Origin of the sequence: Methylorubrum subtropicum, assembly GCF_038442325.1 — a bacterium.
GTDB lineage: Bacteria > Pseudomonadota > Alphaproteobacteria > Rhizobiales > Beijerinckiaceae > Methylobacterium > Methylobacterium subtropicum.
In genome coordinates this window covers 35,738-50,264 of record NZ_JBBXMW010000003.1, presented here as the reverse complement: position 1 = coordinate 50,264, position 14,527 = coordinate 35,738, and the positions used below count along the sequence as shown (strand labels likewise).

At 71.4% G+C, this 14,527-nt stretch carries 14 protein-coding genes; 6 read left to right on the top strand and 8 right to left on the bottom strand.

Annotated features, from left to right (window positions below; translation table 11 throughout):
- Positions 1 to 8: 8 nt before the first annotated feature.
- Entirely contained in the window at positions 9 to 1,400 is a 1,392-nt protein-coding gene (argH, locus tag AAHG03_RS05195) for an argininosuccinate lyase (protein ID WP_342149266.1), read from the bottom strand.
- Positions 1,401 to 1,442: 42 nt separating this feature from the next.
- On the opposite strand from argH, the gene tlpA reads away from it, so the two are divergent.
- From tlpA to AAHG03_RS05170, 5 genes are all read left to right on the top strand, one after another.
- Positions 1,443 to 2,090, top strand: a complete 648-nt coding sequence (gene tlpA / locus AAHG03_RS05190; protein ID WP_342149265.1) for a thiol:disulfide interchange protein TlpA — start codon at positions 1,443 to 1,445, stop codon at positions 2,088 to 2,090.
- A gap of 41 nt (positions 2,091 to 2,131) precedes the next feature.
- Positions 2,132 to 3,316, top strand: coding sequence for a Na+/H+ antiporter NhaA (gene nhaA / locus AAHG03_RS05185; protein ID WP_342149263.1), 1,185 nt, complete (start codon positions 2,132 to 2,134; stop codon positions 3,314 to 3,316).
- A gap of 63 nt (positions 3,317 to 3,379) precedes the next feature.
- Positions 3,380 to 3,655, top strand: coding sequence for a prevent-host-death protein (locus AAHG03_RS05180; RefSeq protein WP_342149261.1), 276 nt, complete (start codon positions 3,380 to 3,382; stop codon positions 3,653 to 3,655).
- The gene (locus AAHG03_RS05175) at positions 3,652 to 4,059 is read left to right on the top strand and encodes a type II toxin-antitoxin system VapC family toxin (RefSeq protein ID WP_342149260.1); all 408 of its coding nucleotides are present in this window, start codon (positions 3,652 to 3,654) and stop codon (positions 4,057 to 4,059) included. The genes AAHG03_RS05180 and AAHG03_RS05175 overlap by 4 nt, the downstream gene beginning before the upstream one ends.
- Positions 4,060 to 4,112: 53 nt before the next feature.
- Positions 4,113 to 5,882 carry a carbamoyltransferase family protein gene (locus tag AAHG03_RS05170; protein ID WP_342149258.1) on the top strand — a complete coding sequence of 590 codons (1,770 nt, stop codon included), beginning with the start codon at positions 4,113 to 4,115 and terminating at the stop codon, positions 5,880 to 5,882.
- Between the two features lie 33 nt (positions 5,883 to 5,915).
- On the opposite strand, the gene AAHG03_RS05165 is transcribed toward AAHG03_RS05170, so the two are convergent.
- The 4 genes from AAHG03_RS05165 to AAHG03_RS05150 form a co-directional block, all read right to left on the bottom strand.
- Positions 5,916 to 6,209, bottom strand: coding sequence for a hypothetical protein (locus AAHG03_RS05165; RefSeq protein WP_342149746.1), 294 nt, complete (start codon positions 6,207 to 6,209; stop codon positions 5,916 to 5,918).
- A gap of 125 nt (positions 6,210 to 6,334) precedes the next feature.
- Positions 6,335 to 7,009, bottom strand: coding sequence for a haloacid dehalogenase type II (locus tag AAHG03_RS05160; RefSeq protein WP_342149256.1), 675 nt, complete (start codon positions 7,007 to 7,009; stop codon positions 6,335 to 6,337).
- 35 nt (positions 7,010 to 7,044) lie between these two features.
- Positions 7,045 to 8,574 (bottom strand): murein biosynthesis integral membrane protein MurJ, encoded by a 1,530-nt coding sequence (gene murJ, locus AAHG03_RS05155; protein WP_342149254.1) that lies wholly within the window; start codon positions 8,572 to 8,574, stop codon positions 7,045 to 7,047.
- Positions 8,575 to 8,905: 331 nt separating this feature from the next.
- Positions 8,906 to 9,505 carry a superoxide dismutase gene (locus tag AAHG03_RS05150; protein ID WP_342149253.1) on the bottom strand — a complete coding sequence of 200 codons (600 nt, stop codon included), beginning with the start codon at positions 9,503 to 9,505 and terminating at the stop codon, positions 8,906 to 8,908.
- Positions 9,506 to 9,783: 278 nt separating this feature from the next.
- On the opposite strand from AAHG03_RS05150, the gene AAHG03_RS05145 reads away from it, so the two are divergent.
- The gene (locus AAHG03_RS05145; RefSeq protein WP_342149252.1) at positions 9,784 to 10,644 is read left to right on the top strand and encodes a hypothetical protein; all 861 of its coding nucleotides are present in this window, start codon (positions 9,784 to 9,786) and stop codon (positions 10,642 to 10,644) included.
- 176 nt (positions 10,645 to 10,820) lie between these two features.
- Here AAHG03_RS05145 and AAHG03_RS05140 read toward each other — a convergent pair whose 3' ends face one another.
- The 3 genes from AAHG03_RS05140 to AAHG03_RS05130 all read right to left on the bottom strand — a co-directional run bounded on the left by AAHG03_RS05140 (position 10,821) and on the right by AAHG03_RS05130 (position 14,468).
- A complete protein-coding gene (locus AAHG03_RS05140; RefSeq protein ID WP_342149250.1) occupies positions 10,821 to 12,554 on the bottom strand; it encodes a sensor histidine kinase in 1,734 nt (577 codons plus the stop codon).
- Between the two features lie 85 nt (positions 12,555 to 12,639).
- Complete coding sequence (locus AAHG03_RS05135; protein ID WP_342149248.1) at positions 12,640 to 13,569, bottom strand: glycosyltransferase family 2 protein; 930 nt, start codon at positions 13,567 to 13,569, stop codon at positions 12,640 to 12,642.
- Positions 13,566 to 14,468, bottom strand: a complete 903-nt coding sequence (locus AAHG03_RS05130; RefSeq protein WP_342149246.1) for a glycosyltransferase family protein — start codon at positions 14,466 to 14,468, stop codon at positions 13,566 to 13,568. Before AAHG03_RS05130 ends, AAHG03_RS05135 begins: the two co-directional genes overlap by 4 nt.
- Positions 14,469 to 14,527 lie beyond the last annotated feature (59 nt).

Genomic DNA, 14,527 nt, shown 5'->3' with positions numbered 1-14,527 from the left:
GGGCCGTCCTACTTCTCCACAGGCGTCAGTTTCGCGAGCCAGCCCTGCGCCTGAGCCCGGACGTTGTCCGGCGCGGTGCCGCCGTAGCTGGTGCGGCTCGCCACCGAGTTCTCGACGCCGAGCACGGCGAAGACCGCATCCGTGATCTGCGGCTCGATCTCGCGCATCACGTCGAGCGGCAGTTCCTCCAGCCCGACGCCGCGCTCGGCGGCTGCGGCCACGACCCGGCCGGTGACGTGGTGGGCCTGACGGAACGGCATGCCGAGTTCGCGCACCAGCCAGTCGGCGAGATCGGTGGCGGTGGCGTAGCCGGAGCCCGCCGCGCGCTTCAGCGTCTCGGTGACGGGTTCGAGGTCGCGCACCATGCCGGTCATGGCGGCGAGACACAGGGAGAGCGATTGCAGGGCGTCGAAGGTGCCCTCCTTGTCCTCCTGCATGTCCTTGGAATAGGCGAGCGGCAGGCCCTTCATCACGATCAGCAGGCCCGTCAGCGCGCCGACGATGCGCCCGGCCTTGGCGCGGACCAGTTCCGCCGCGTCGGGGTTGCGCTTCTGCGGCATGATCGACGAGCCGGTGGTGAAGCGGTCGGACAGCTTCACGAAGCCGAACTGCGCCGAGGTCCAAACCACCAGCTCCTCGGCGAAGCGCGAGAGATGGACGGCGCAGATCGAGGCGGCGGCAAGCGATTCGAGCGCGAAGTCGCGGTCGGCGACCGAATCCAGCGAATTCGCCGTCGGCCGGTCGAAGCCGAGCGCGGCGGCGGTCGCGTGCCGGTCGATCGGGAAGGATGTGCCGGCGAGCGCGGCGGCGCCGAGCGGGCATTCGTTGAGCCGCGCGCGGGCATCGCGGAACCGGCCGCGGTCGCGCGCCAGCATCTCGACATAGGCGAGGCAGTGGTGGCCGAAGGTGACGGGCTGGGCCGATTGCAGGTGGGTGAAGCCCGGCATCACGGTCGCGGCGTACTTTTCCGCGCTCTCGGCCAGCACCCGCTGCAATTCGGCCACCTGCGCGTCGAGCGCGTCGAGGGTGTCGCGCACCCACAGCCGCATGTCGGTGGCGACCTGATCGTTGCGCGAGCGGGCGGTGTGCAGCCGTCCCGCGGCCGGGCCGACGATCTCGGTCAGGCGGCTCTCCACCGCCATGTGGATGTCTTCGAGTTCGCGCCGATACGCGAATTCGCCGCGCGCGATCTCGGCCTCGACGGACTTGAGCCCGTCGGAAATCGCGGCCACATCGTCGGCCGGCAGGATGCCTTGCTTGCCCAGCATCGCGACATGCGCCAGCGAGCCGCGGATGTCCTGGGGCGCGAGGCGCCGGTCGAACCCGATGGAGGCGTTGATCTCCTCCATGATCTCGGCGGGGCCGCTCGCGAAGCGCCCGCCCCACATCCGGTTGCTCATGGCCCGTTCCACCTTCTCGACTGCGCGCACGGGAGCCTGCCGGTGAAGGCGGCCCCGAAAATCCTGGTCGGCGGCGCGCTCGCCGCCGCGCTGCTCGGCGGCTTCGCCCTATACGGGACCGGCCGGAACCTCGGCAACCTCGTGGGGCTCGGGCCCAGCGGCCCCTGCGCGGAAGCCGCCCCCACCGCCGCCCGGCTCGCTCCGCTCGCCCGCGGCGCGGTCGCGGCCTTCGAGGCGTGGCCGACGCCGAAACCCGCCCCGGCGCTCGCCTTCCAGGGCCCGGACGGCGCCGCGACCGGTCTCTCGGCGCTCGACGGGAAGCTGCGGCTGGTGAACCTGTGGGCGACGTGGTGCGCCCCCTGCAAGGCCGAGATGCCGGCCCTCGACCGGCTGCAAGCCGAACTCGGCGGCGACCGGTTCCAGGTGGTGGCGATCAACGTCGAGACGCGCAACCTCGACAAGCCGCCCGCTTGGTTCAAGGCCAACGGCATCACCGGGCTGACCTATTACGGCGATCCCGAAGGCAAGGTGCTGCCCGCGCTCCAATCGGCCGCCGGCTCGACCGGTTTGCCGACGACGGCGCTCATCGACGCCAAGGGCTGCATGCTCGGCGTGATGAAGGGCCCGGCCGAGTGGTCGGGGGAGGAGGGGAAGCGCCTGATCCGGTCGGCGTTGGGCGAGGGGGCCTGATCCCACTTGCCTCCCCGAGCAAAGCCGGGCACCGAACCCCCATGAGCCCACCCGTCCGCACCCTGCCGCGCCCGCTCTCGGCGATCCGCACCGTCATGGCCAACGAGGCGGCGGGCGGCGTCGTGCTGATGGGGGCCGCCGCGGCGGCGCTGGTGGTGGCGAACTCGCCGCTGGCGGAGGGCTATCACCACGCCCTCCATGTGTATCTCGGACCCTTAAGCCTGCTGCACTGGATCAACGACGGCCTGATGGTCGTGTTCTTCCTGCTGGTCGGCCTGGAGATCAAGCGCGAGGCCCTCGACGGGCGGCTGCGCACCTGGCCCGACCGGGTGCTGCCGGGGCTCGCCGCCGCCGCCGGCATGGTCGCGCCCGCGCTGGTCTACCTCGCCTTCAATGCCGGCTCCGGCACCGCGCGGGGCTGGGCGATCCCGGCGGCCACCGACATCGCCTTCGCGCTCGGCGTCCTCGCCCTGCTCGGGCCCCGCGTGCCGATCTCGCTCAAGGTCTTCCTGTCGGCGGTCGCCATCGTCGACGATCTCGGCGCCGTCGTCGTCATCGCGCTGTTCTATACGGGGCAGCTCGACGCCGCGATGCTCGGCGCCGCGGCCGGCGTGCTGGCGCTGCTCCTGGCCCTCAACCGCCTCGGCGTGCGGGCGCTCGCCCCCTATCTGCTGGCCGGGCTGGCGCTTTGGTTCTTCGTGCTGCGCTCCGGCGTCCACGCCACCGTGGCGGGCGTGCTGCTCGCCCTGTTCGTGCCGATCCGCCCGAGCCCCGGCCGCCCCGAGGACGTGGAGTCGCCGCTGCACCGGCTGGAGCACGCTCTGAGCCCCTGGGTGTCGTTCGGGATCGTGCCGATCTTCGGCTTCGCCAATGCCGGCGTGACGCTTCTCGGCCTGCCGGCCCGGGCGCTGCTCGATCCGGTGACGCTCGGCGTCGGCCTCGGCCTGTTCCTCGGCAAGCAGGCCGGCATCTTCGCCGCCGTGCGCCTCGCGGTCGCCACCGGCCTCGCGGCGCGGCCCGCGGGCGCGAGTTGGGGGCAGGTCTACGGCGTGGCACTCCTGTGCGGCATCGGCTTCACCATGAGCCTGTTCATCGGTGGCCTCGCCTTCACCGACGGCCTGCACGAGACCGAGACCAAGCTCGGCGTGCTCGGCGGCTCGGTGCTTTCGGGGATTTTTGGCGCGGTGGCGCTTCTCGTGGCCGGGAAGAGGGCGCGGGTCGCCTGATTTTCTCGACAGCGGCGACCCCCATGCCCTACGCAGGTTGCAGCTGAAGGGAGGGCTTCGGGCATGGCCGAACCGAAACGGCACGACGATCCGCCGCCGCGCCATCTCGATCTGCACGAATTTCAATCGAACATGACGGCCATTCTGCAAGAGGCGCGCAACGGTCGCTCTTTCGTACTGGCATCGCAAGGTGAGGTCTTGGCGGAACTCCGCCCGCCGTCGCCAGCCTCGCGTCCGCTTCGGCGACCAGGCGCCCTGCGCGGGCGGATACGGATGGCGGACGATTTCGACACCCTTCCCCCGGAGGTGCTTGCGGCCATGGAGGGAAAGGAGGAGTGAGGCTCCTGCTCGACACCCATATGCTGTTGTGGTGGCTCGCCGACGACAGCCGTCTGAAGCCGAAGGCCCGGGCGCTGATCGAGAATCCGGAGAACACCGTCTTTGTCAGCGTCGTCTCCCTATGGGAGATCGCCGTTAAGGTCCGCATCGGCAAGCTCGAAGCGGACATCGTCGAGGTTGTCGATACCTTGGGCAACGGGGGCTTCACCGTTCTCAATATCGGCTCCCTGCACCTCGCAGCGCTCGTTACGTTGCAGCGATCGGCGGATCACAACGATCCCTTCGATCATCTGCTCGTCGCACAAGCGATCGTCGAGGGGGCCAGCCTTGTCACGAACGACGAGAAGCTTCGCCGCTATCCGATCACTCTCGTAGAGGCCTCGGGAAGAACGAGAGTGCGTTGAGGCGTTCACCGCCCTGCGTTGCGGCCTTATCCAGCGAGGCGTAGCCCCATTCCATGCCCTTCTACCTCGGCCTCGCCACGACCTTCCACGATCCGGCACTCGCCCTGGTCGGGCCGGATGGCACGGTGCTGTTTGCCGAAGCGGCCGAGCGGCATCTCCAATACAAGCGCGCGCCGAACTGCGAGCCCGATCCCGGCACCCGCATGGCCGGGCTGCTCAAGCGATACGTTCCGGAAGGGTCCGAGCTCGTCGTCGCCTCCTCCTGGGGCGAGGCGTTTTCGGAGTTTCTGAAGGGTCAGGCGGCCTCGGGCGCCTTCGACCTGACGGCGCTGGCGGCGCACCCCTCCAGCCTCAACCGCTCCTTCGTGCCGGAGCGGGCCGAGCGCGTGTTCATCGCCGACCTCCACGCCATGCAGGCCCGCGCCGGCTACGGCACGCTCTTGGCGCTCGACAACGAGACCCGCGGGCTCGGCGGGCGGCCGCGGGCGAGGATCACCGGGCAGCGGCGCTTCGCGCACCACCTGTCGCACGCGGCCTACGCCCTGTGGGGCAGCCCGTTCGCGGAGGCCACCGCGCTCGTCGTCGACGGCATGGGCGAGACCGGGGCGGCGGCGATCTATCGGCTGAGGAACGGGCGCATCGAGGAGGTGCGGCGCCACCGTGGGCGCGGCTCGGTCGGCTTCCTCTACGGGCTCGTCACGGATCTCGCCGGCTTCGACCAGATCAAGGGCGAGGAATGGAAGATCATGGGGCTAGCCCCCTACGGCCAATCCGATCCGGCGCTGATGGACCTGCTGCGCCGCCTCTACGCGGTTCAGGACGGGCGCCTGCGCTTCGCCGACGCCGAGACGGTGCAGGCGGTCGCCGCCGAGGTGCTGGCGCGGCGCCCCAAGGATATCGGCGAGCAGGGCTGGGCCGACCTCGCCCGCTGCGGCCAGGACATCTTCTGCGAGTTGATGGACGTGCTCGTCGCCGAGGCCTGGGCGCTGGCGCCTTGCGAAAACCTCGTGATCGCGGGCGGCTGCGGGCTCAACTCGTCGTACAACGGCCGCGTCCTCGGCCGCTCGGGCTTCAAGCGCCTCCACGTCCCGTCCGCGCCCGCCGACGACGGCAACGCCATCGGCGCCGCGTGGCTGGCCTTGGCGCAGGACAATCCCGACTGGACCGGCCCGGCGGCCGAGACCCGCCCGCTCACACCCTATCTCGGCTCGACCGTCTCGACCGAGCCGCTGGAGCGGATGGCGGCGTGGGAGCCCCGCGCCCGGCGCCTCGGCATCGAGGGCGTAACGCGGGAAGCGGCCAAAATCCTCGCCGAGGGCGGGCTCGTCGGCTGGGTGCAGGGGCGGGCGGAGTTCGGGCCCCGCGCGCTCGGCAACCGCTCGATCCTGGCCGATCCGCGGCCGGCGCAGGCCAAGGAGTGGCTCAACGCCAAGGTGAAGTACCGCGAGGCGTTCCGCCCGTTCGCGCCCTCGATCCTGGCCGAGGCCGGACCGGACTGGTTCGAGGATTATTCGGATAGCCCCTACATGGAGCGCACGCTGGTCTGGCGCGAAGAGGTGCGGGACCGCGTCCCCGCGGTGGTCCACGCCGACGGCACCGGCCGGCTCCAGAGCGTCACGCCTCAGCGCAACCCGCGTTACGCGGCGCTGATCGCGGCGTTCGCGGAACTGTCCGGTGTGCCGATCCTGCTCAACACCAGCTTCAACGTGATGGGCAAGCCGATCCTCCACACGGCGGAGGACGCGATTCTGATGTTCACCACGACGGGCCTCGACGCCATCGTGGTCGAGGACTGGATCCTGACGAAAAAGGCGCCCGCCTGACGCGGACGCCTCTCGACGCGAATGCGCAAAAAATTACTCGCAGACTTCGACGTTCTTGTAGGTGAACTCGATGTCGTTGAGCCACTGCTTGCGGCGCTCGTAGTGGCAGATCGGGCCGCGGCGCGGCGGCGGGGCGACGTAGACCGGGGCTTCCTCGACATAGACCGGGCGCGGGGCCGGGCCGGGGGGCGGGCCGCCGCCGCCGTTGAGGAGGGCGCCGAGCGCGAGACCGCCGACGACGCCCGCGGCGGCGCCGCCGATCAGGGCGCCGTTGCGGCCGTCGCGGGCCGAGGCCGGCGCGGTGGAGACGAGGGCGGCGGCAAGCATCGCCGCGCAAAAGCCCTTCCGGGCGAGGACGGAGACGGACACGGGGACAAGAACCTCCAGGAGACGCTCCCGTGAAATATCACCCGCGTGCTTAAGGATTGGCGAACGACGCTGGGGACCGCCGTTCACGCGAGCGTGTCGAGCGCCTTCACCACGGTCCGGGGCGGCAGGTCCGGGTACTCGTCGGGCTGCTCCGTGCGGTTGACCCACACGGCGTCGAACCCAAAGGCGGTCGCGCCCGCGATGTCCCAGCGGTTGGAGGAGAAGAACAGCACGCCCTCCCGCGTCGCGCCGAGCCGGTCGAGGACGAGTTGATACGCAGCGGGCGCCGTCTTGAAGGTGCGGACGGGATCGACCGAGAGCACCGCGTCGAGCCGCTCACCGAGTTCGGCGGAGGCGACCGCCCGCTCCAGCATCGCCGCGTCGCCGTTGGAGAACACGGCCGTTGTCACGCCCGCCGCGCGCAGGCGCGCCAGCACGCCGGGGACTTCCGGGTAGGCATCGAGATCGCGATAGGCGTCGAGCAGTTTTTCGCGCAACGCCCGGTCCACCTCGGGGTGCTTGGCGAGCGCGAAATCGAGGGCGCGCTCGGTCAGCGTCCAGAATTTCTGGTAGCGGCCCATCAGCCCGATGACCCAGCTGTATTCGAGCTGCTTCACCCGCCACAACTCCGAAAACGCCTGCGCCTTCGGGCCGATGGCCTCGGCGTGGCGGGCAACCGCCGAATGCACGTCGAACAGCGTGCCGTAGGCGTCGAACACGGCGTGGGTCTTGCCGGCGAGGAGATCGGAGCGTGTCATGCCCGCCATCTGTGGCGGACGGGCGATTCGGCCAGCTATCGGCGGCGCAGGCGCACGCCGAACAGGCGCAGGCCCAGCAGCAACGCGCCGCCATAGGCGAGTGCGCCGACGGTCCCGACGAGAGCCAGCACCGCGATCTCCCGGAAATGGGGGAAGGCGGGCACGATCCGCTCGGCCAGCGGCTGGCCGGTGACCGCGAGCACCGCGAGCCCGACGCTCGCGGCGGCCACCGCCGCCACAGTGACGAGGAGCGGGCGCCCCGGCGCGGTCCAGCCGCGCTTGAGCGCCAGCGCGTAGAGCAGACCGAGATTGATCCAGGCGCCGATGGCGGTGGCGAGCGCCAGCCCCGCGACGCCGTAGGGGCCGGTCAACACGAGCTTCAGCGCGACGTTGACCGCGATGGCCGTGAGCGAGGCGACAAGCGGCGTCTTCGTATCCTGCCGGGCGTAGAAGCTCGCGACCGCCGAGCGCACCAGCACGACGGCGGGCAGCGCCAGCCCGTAGGCGGCGAGGACGCCGGCTGCGCGGGCCGCGTCGTCCGCCGTGAAGGCGCCGCGCTGGAACAGGGCGGCCATGATCGGCCCCGGCAGCGTCAGGAAGGCGACCGCGAAGGGTGCCGAGAGCGCGAGCGAGAACCCGGCGGCCCGGTTCTGCGCCGCATGCGCGCCGGCGACGTCCCCGGAGGCGAGCCGCCGGCTCATCTCGGGCAGCAGCACCGTGCCGGCCGCGATGGCGATGACGCCGAAGGGCAGCTGGTAGAGCCGGTCCGCGTAGTACAGCGCCGAGACCGCGCCGACCGGCAGGAAGCTCGCGATGATGGTGTCGGCGAACGACGCGATCTGGAACCCCGCCGAGCCGATCACCGCCGGCCCCAGCACCTTGAAGAAGCGGGTCATGTCGGGGTCGCGCAGTGTCGGCTTGACCAGCCGCGGCGCGTAAGCCGCGCGGCGCGCGTCCCACCAGACGAGGGCGAATTGCAGCACGCCCGAGACCGACACGCCCCAAGCCGCGGAATAGGCCGCATTGGGGAACAGGAAGGCGAGCGCGAGGGCCGCCAGCATCGCGAGGTTCAGCAGCACCGGCGCGCCCGCGGCCGCCGCGAAGCGGCGATGCGCGTTGAGGATGCCGGAGAACAGCGTCACCAGCGTCATGAACAGCAGGTAGGGGAAGGTGATCCGAGTGAGATCGACAGCGAGCCCGAACCGCTCGGCATCCTCGGAGAAGCCCGGCGCCAGGGCGCGCACCACCCACGGCATCGCCGGGAGCGCGAGGGCCAGCAGCCCCACCTGCACCAGCAGCATCAGGGTGAAGACGCGGTCCGCGAATCTTCGGGCCGCGCCGGCCTCGCCCGCTTCTTCCAGCCGCGCATAGGCCGGCACGAAGGCGGTGTTGAACGCTCCCTCGCCGAAGATCGCACGGAAATGGTTCGGCAACCGGAAGGCGACGACGAAGGCGTCGGCGATGGGGCCGGCGCCCATCACGGCCGCCGTCACCACGTCGCGGGCGAACCCGGTGACCCGCGAGACCAGCGTCCAGCCGCCGACGGAGAGGATCGAGCGGATCATTTTTTTCTCTTTTCGGACCGATCCGTACGACCGCGGAAAACGAGGCCCCACCACCTGAACCCGGCTCTCCCATCCATCCCCCTCATCCTGAGGTGCCGCGCAGCGGCCTCGAAGGAGGGCTCCCGCCAGCCGCGCGATCCCTGGAGCCCTCCTTCGAGGGCGTCGCTTCGCGCCGCCACCTCAGGATGAGGGGGTGGGTGGGATGAAAGCCTGACCGACGAGTAAGGCCCCCCACCACCGCCGGGCAATGACCGCCGCGCCACGCCGCGCACGAAAAAGGCCGCCCCATCGGCGATGGGGCGGCCCGAAAACGCGTCTCAGGAAAAGCCGATCAGGCCTTCGCCTCGCCGTACAGCTTCTCGACGTATTCCCAGTTCACGAGGTTCTCGACGAACGCCTTGAGGTAGTCGGGCCGGCGGTTGCGGTAGTCGATGTAGTAGGAGTGCTCCCACACGTCGACGCCGAGGATCGGGGTGGCGCCGTGGACCAGCGGGTTCTCGCCGTTGGGGGTCTTCATGATGGCGAGCTTGCCGTCCTTGACCGCGAGCCACGCCCAGCCCGAGCCGAACTGGCCGACACCGGCCTGGATGAAGTCGGCCTTGAACTTCTCGTAGCCGCCGAGATCCTCGTCGATCTTGGAGGCCAGCGCCTGCGGGGGCTGGCCGCCGCCGTTGGGCTTCATCCAGTTCCAGAAATGGAGGTGGTTGAAGTGCTGGCCGGCGTTGTTGAACAGCGCCTGATTGGTGTTGTAGCTCGCCTTGACGATCTCCTCGACGCTCTTGCCGGCGAGATCGGTGCCTTCGAGCAGCTTGTTGCCGGTGTCGACGTAGGCCTTGTGGTGCTTGTCGTGGTGGAACTCGAGGGTCTCCTTCGACATATAGGGCCCCAGCGCGTCGTAGGCGTAGGGCAGCTCCGGCAGGGTGAACGTCATGCGGGTCTCCTTAAGTCATCCGGGCCTCGCGGGCACGGGTGGCGGTGGGGCGCCGAAGGGCGGGGTCGGCGCGCGGCCGGCGAGGCGACGGGCGGGTAGGTAAGTCGCTCTCCCGGCCGCGGCAACGGCCGCGGCGTGTGGGTGAATAGCGGCGAAGCCGCGGAAACGCCCGATTTCCCCGTGCAACGTCCGGCCGGACTTTGTCACCGATTTTGCAATGTGGGTTCCGGGGGTTATCCTGCCCTCTCGAAAGCCCGCGACAGTCAGTCGAGAGTACCATGGTCGTCGCGCTGCTCGCGCTCAGTCTCGTCATGATCCTCGGCGGCGTCGCCGCCGTGGTCCAGGGCTTCCCCTACGTGCGGCTGGAGAGCGGGCTCGCCATGGTGATCGGCGGCTCGACCGCGGCCTCCGCCGGGGTGATCCTGCTCGGCCTGTCCGCGGTGGTCGATCGCCTGCGCCGGGTGCAGCGTGCCATCATCCGCCTGCGGGTGGAGGGTTTCCAGCAGCAGGGTGCCGTGCCGGTGCCGCCACCGGTCGAGGCCGCGCCGTGGCTGTCCGCCCCGAGCGATCCGGTGATGCCGGCCCCGGCCGTGGAGCCCCCCTCGGCGGGGACGCTCGCGGGTGCGGCGGGGCTCGCCGGACTCAGCCTCGGCGCGGTCCGTCCGGGCGGGCGCGGCACCGAGCCGGTGTTCGAGGATTCCGATCTCGTCGCCGAGCGCCGGACCGAGGCCGAGCCGCTGCTGCCCGACCTCCTGCCGGAAGCGCCGCCCCGCCGCGAGCCGGACGATCACCTGTTCGCCGCCGAACCCGCCCCGCCGGAGCCGACGCTACCCGTCGCCAAGGGCATCGGCCTGCGCCCCGCCCTCGATGGGCCCGCCGAGCCGCCGCCCGCTCCCGCGCCGGAGCCTGCCCCCGAGCCGGCGCCTGCCGTCGCCGAAGCCGAGACCAAGGACGCTCCCGAGCCTGCACCGGAGCGCCACGCGGTCGGCAGCTACGCCTCGGGCGCCAACACCTACGTGATGTTCTCCGACGGCTCGATCGAAGCCGACACGCCGCGGGGCCGCTTCACCTTCGGCTCCCTCGACGAGTTGAAGAGCTTCGTGAATGCGGGCGGCGAGGAGACGCGGGGGGCGGCGTGAGTCCTGGCACGGTCCTGTCAATCCAATGAACCGCCGTCATTCCGGGGCCGCGCAGCGGAACCCGGAATCCACCCGTGATGCGGGATACCCGGCTGAAGCTGCACCATCGCGGCCAGTCGTGGATTCCGGGTTCGCCTACGGCGCCCCGGAATGACGGCGTGGGGTGTCGGCGGTCCTCACGCCAGCGGGTTCAGCGCCGGGTTCCGCTTCGGCATCGGCGCCGCGAGCGTGAGATGAAACCCCTCCGGCGCGTAATCCGTCGTGATCGTCGCCTGGACCTGGGTCGTCAGCACCCGCTGCAGCAGGCGCGAGCCGAAGCCCTGGCGGGTCGGGGGGGCGACCGTCGGGCCGCCGCTCTCGCGCCAGTCGAGATGCAGCGTCCCGTCCCGGACGTCCCAGGTGATCGCCACGCGTCCGCGGCCCGTCGAGAGGGCGCCGTACTTCGCCGCGTTGGTGGTCAGCTCGTGGATCGCCATTCCGATCGGCACCGCGATGTCGGAGGGCAGATCGACCGGCGGGCCGTCGAGCACGATGCGCAGGTCCGGCGAGGTCTCGGTCTCGCTCTCGGCGTAGGGCATCAGCTCGGAGGCGAGCAGGTCGCGCAGGCGCGCGGTCTGCCACGTCGCCTCGGTCAAGACGCTGTGGGTGTGGGCGAGCGACTTGATGCGGCCGACGAAGGCCTCGTGGAAGCTGTCGATGCTGGTGGCGGTGCGCGCCGTCGAGCCGACGATGGCCTGCACGGTGGCCAGCGTGTTCTTCACCCGGTGGTGCAGTTCGCGGATGAGCAGGCTGCGGCGCTCCTCCGATTGATGCCGGTCGGTCACGTCGGCGACCACACCGATCAGGCGGCGCGGCCACTCGCCGGGTTTGCGACGCTCGAACTTGCCCGCCATGTCGATGGTGCGCCACGTGCCGTCGTCGTGGCGGCGGATGCGGCCGGTGGCGTGCAGGATCGTGTCCTCGCGCAGCGCCCGCACGATGGCTTGGCGGAAGGCCGGGCGGTCCTCGGGGTGCAGGATCTCCTTGAGGAAGGTGGACTTGCCGATGCTGCCCTCCTCCGGCCGGCGGCCGAACAGGGCGAACATCCGCTCGTTCTCCCAGGTCGCCCGGTCGTCGAGGACGTGCCACTCGAAGATGCCGAGATTGGCCACCGTGGTCGCCACCCGCAGCCGCTCCTCGCGCTCGGCGAGCGCCGCGCGGGCCTCGACCCGCGTGGTGATGTCCTGCACCACCCCGACGATGCCGACCGGGGTGCCGTCGGCGGACAGAACCGCCTCGCCGCGGGCGCCGACCCAGATCTCGGCATCGTCCGCGGCGCGGCGGAAGCGGGTCTGGAATTCGTAAGGCCGGCCCTGAAGGATCGCCTCGGAGACCGTGGCGCCGATGCGCTCGGCGTCTTCGGGATCGATCCGCCCGCGCATCGCCGCCCAGGTGACGGAGCGGCCGGGCGCGTAGCCGAGAATCTGTGCCGCGCGGCGCGAAAACGCCATCTCGCCGCTGGTGAGGTCCCAGCGCCATTCGCCGAGGCCCGCGGCGGTCAGCGCGTCGCGGTTCTGCTCGGCCCGGACGAGTTCGTCGGCATCGACGGTCTCGGCCACCGCCACCGTCTCGCCGCCGGCCTCTTCCGAGAGGGACAGGCGCAGATCGATGCCGGTGCCGTCGGCCCGGCGCCAGCGGCGGATGCCGGGCTCGACGGTCTCGCCGCTCGCCAGCACGGAGGCCGCGGCCTGCCCGTCGAGGGCGCCGGGCGCGTGCCCGAGCCAGCCGCAGAGACGCGGGTTGGCAGCGCGCAGGGTGCGTCCGTCGGGCGAGAGGATGGCGAGGCCGACCGGCGCAGCGTCAAAGGCAGCCCGGTAGAGGCCGGGCGCGACATCCGGCGATCGAGAACCCTGGTCCGCCCGTTCGAGCAATCCATTCCCCGTTCAGCAGCCCGGGCTGCGCCCTTCAGCATGGCCGAGGGCGCGGCGACCGGCAAGGCCACGGCGGAGGCAAGCCCTAACTCGGCCGCCGGGTCAACAGCTTGGGCGCAGCCACCGCGAGCCAGCGGCCCGCCCGCAGCACCGCGCCGGCCTCACCCGGGCCGCCCCGCAGCAGCGCCCGCAGCAGCCGCACCGGCAGGTTGACGGCGAACGCCGCGGCCAGAACGCCGAGGAGGACGGCCGTTCCATGGTGCTTTTGCCCGTAGAGCGCCTGGGCGCGCAGGAAGTAGAACAGCCGCCGGTCCTTCACGCCCTCGGTCGTCCCCTGGCCGCGATGGCGGATGACGGCCCGTGCGGCATGGCACACGGCAAAGCCGGCCCGACCCGTCCGGGTGCAGAGGTCGGCATCCTCCCAGTAGACGAAGAAGCGCTCGTCGAAGCCGCCGAGTCGGGTGAAGAGCGGGCGGCGGATCATCAGGAAGGCGCCCATCACGGCGTCCACGGGGCGCGTGTCGGCGTGGTCCCAGTCGAGCCGGAAATGCGGGGGGATGCGACCCGGCAGGAGCCGGTCGAGGAACAGGGTGTGGGCGACGAGACTGAACGCGGTCGGCGTGCGCGCGCAGGTGCGGTGGGTGTGGCCCGCCTCGTCCACGAGACGCGCGCCGACGATGCCGGTGCGGCCTTGTGCCTCCAGCACCGCGCGGGCCTCGCCGATGCCGTCGCGGCTCACCTCGGTGTCGGGGTTGAGGAACAGGATCGCATCCGCCGAGCCCACGGCCGCGCCCTGGTTGCAGGCGCGGGCGAAGCCGAGGTTTTCGGCATTGCGCAGCACGGTGACGGAGAGGCCCGGCCGCTCCAGCCCCTCGGCCGAGCCGTCGGTGGAGGCGTTGTCCACCACGACGACGCGCAACGCCGCGGCGGCGTCGCAGGCGGCGAGGCTCGACAGGCAGGCGGCGAGTTGCGGGCCGGCGTTCCAGTTGACGATGACGACGTCGAGCGGGGTCACGGGGGAGCGTCCTCGGGACGCCCGAGACGCCCGCGCAGCCCATCGGCGACGGCCCTGACGAGGCGCGCGAGGAGGGCGGGGCGGTAGCCGTGATGGGCCCAGTAGAGCCCGATCTGCGCCGGCAGATAGGCCATCTGCTTGAGCTTCCACCGCCCCGGCACGTGCGGCAGGCGCCAGCCATAGGCGGTGTTGCGCAGGTAGACCGCCATGCGGAAGGGCGGCTGGTCCGGCATCGCGATCGGCAGGAACCGCGCGCGGATCGTGCCGCGGCCGACGCTGTGGGGAATCGCGGTGGCGGGGTCCATCCAGCAGGCGAACCCGCGGCCCCAGGCGCGAAAACACCATTCGAGATCGACCGCGTCGATGAAGAAGTCCTCGCGGAACGGGCCGATTCTTTTGAAGGCCGCGAGGTCGATGAGCGAGCCCGAGGTCGCCAGGAACTCCACCGGCAGCAGGGCGCCGTGGGGCGTCACGCCGGGGCGGAGCGGATAGCGCGGCGCCTTGTGGCCGGGGTTCGGCGCGGGCGCCGGGCCGACGAGCGCCGGCGGCGGAGTCGCGGCAGCGAGGCGGTCGAGGGCGAGGCCGAGTGCGTGGGCCGTCTCGGGGGTGGTGTCGGCGTCCTGATCGAGCAGGAACACGCGGGCGTATCCCGCGGCGGTGGCCGCCTCGCACAGCCGGTTGAGGGCGGCGCCGATGCCGTCGTTGCGACCTTCACCCAGACGCGTCACCCCCGCCGCATCGAGCCGCGCCGCGGCGCCGAGCGGAAGGCCGCCGTTGTCGTAGATGAAGACGGGCAGGCGCCCGGAAAAACGCTCGACGATCCGCGCCACCTGCGCGGGGGAGGGGCGGAAGAACACGACCGCGACGGCGGTGTCGTTGGTGGGGGCAGGGGGCGTCACGTCGGACCCGGAGCGGTGCGCGGACGGCCTAGGACAGGAGGCGGGGACGGAGCAAGCCG

Bases quoted from the DNA above. Each gene is read 5' to 3' on its own strand.
- argH (WP_342149266.1), bottom strand. From the start codon at position 1,400: ATGAGCAACCGGATGTGGGGCGGGCGCTTCGCGAGCGGCCCCGCCGAG.
- nhaA (WP_342149263.1), top strand. From the start codon at position 2,132: ATGAGCCCACCCGTCCGCACCCTGCCGCGCCCGCTCTCGGCGATCCGC.
- AAHG03_RS05180 (WP_342149261.1), top strand. From the start codon at position 3,380: ATGGCCGAACCGAAACGGCACGACGATCCGCCGCCGCGCCATCTCGAT.
- AAHG03_RS05170 (WP_342149258.1), top strand. From the start codon at position 4,113: ATGCCCTTCTACCTCGGCCTCGCCACGACCTTCCACGATCCGGCACTC.
- AAHG03_RS05165 (WP_342149746.1), bottom strand. From the start codon at position 6,209: ATGCTTGCCGCCGCCCTCGTCTCCACCGCGCCGGCCTCGGCCCGCGAC.
- AAHG03_RS05160 (WP_342149256.1), bottom strand. From the start codon at position 7,009: ATGACACGCTCCGATCTCCTCGCCGGCAAGACCCACGCCGTGTTCGAC.
- murJ (WP_342149254.1), bottom strand. From the start codon at position 8,574: ATGATCCGCTCGATCCTCTCCGTCGGCGGCTGGACGCTGGTCTCGCGG.
- AAHG03_RS05150 (WP_342149253.1), bottom strand. From the start codon at position 9,505: ATGACGTTCACCCTGCCGGAGCTGCCCTACGCCTACGACGCGCTGGGG.
- AAHG03_RS05145 (WP_342149252.1), top strand. From the start codon at position 9,784: ATGGTCGTCGCGCTGCTCGCGCTCAGTCTCGTCATGATCCTCGGCGGC.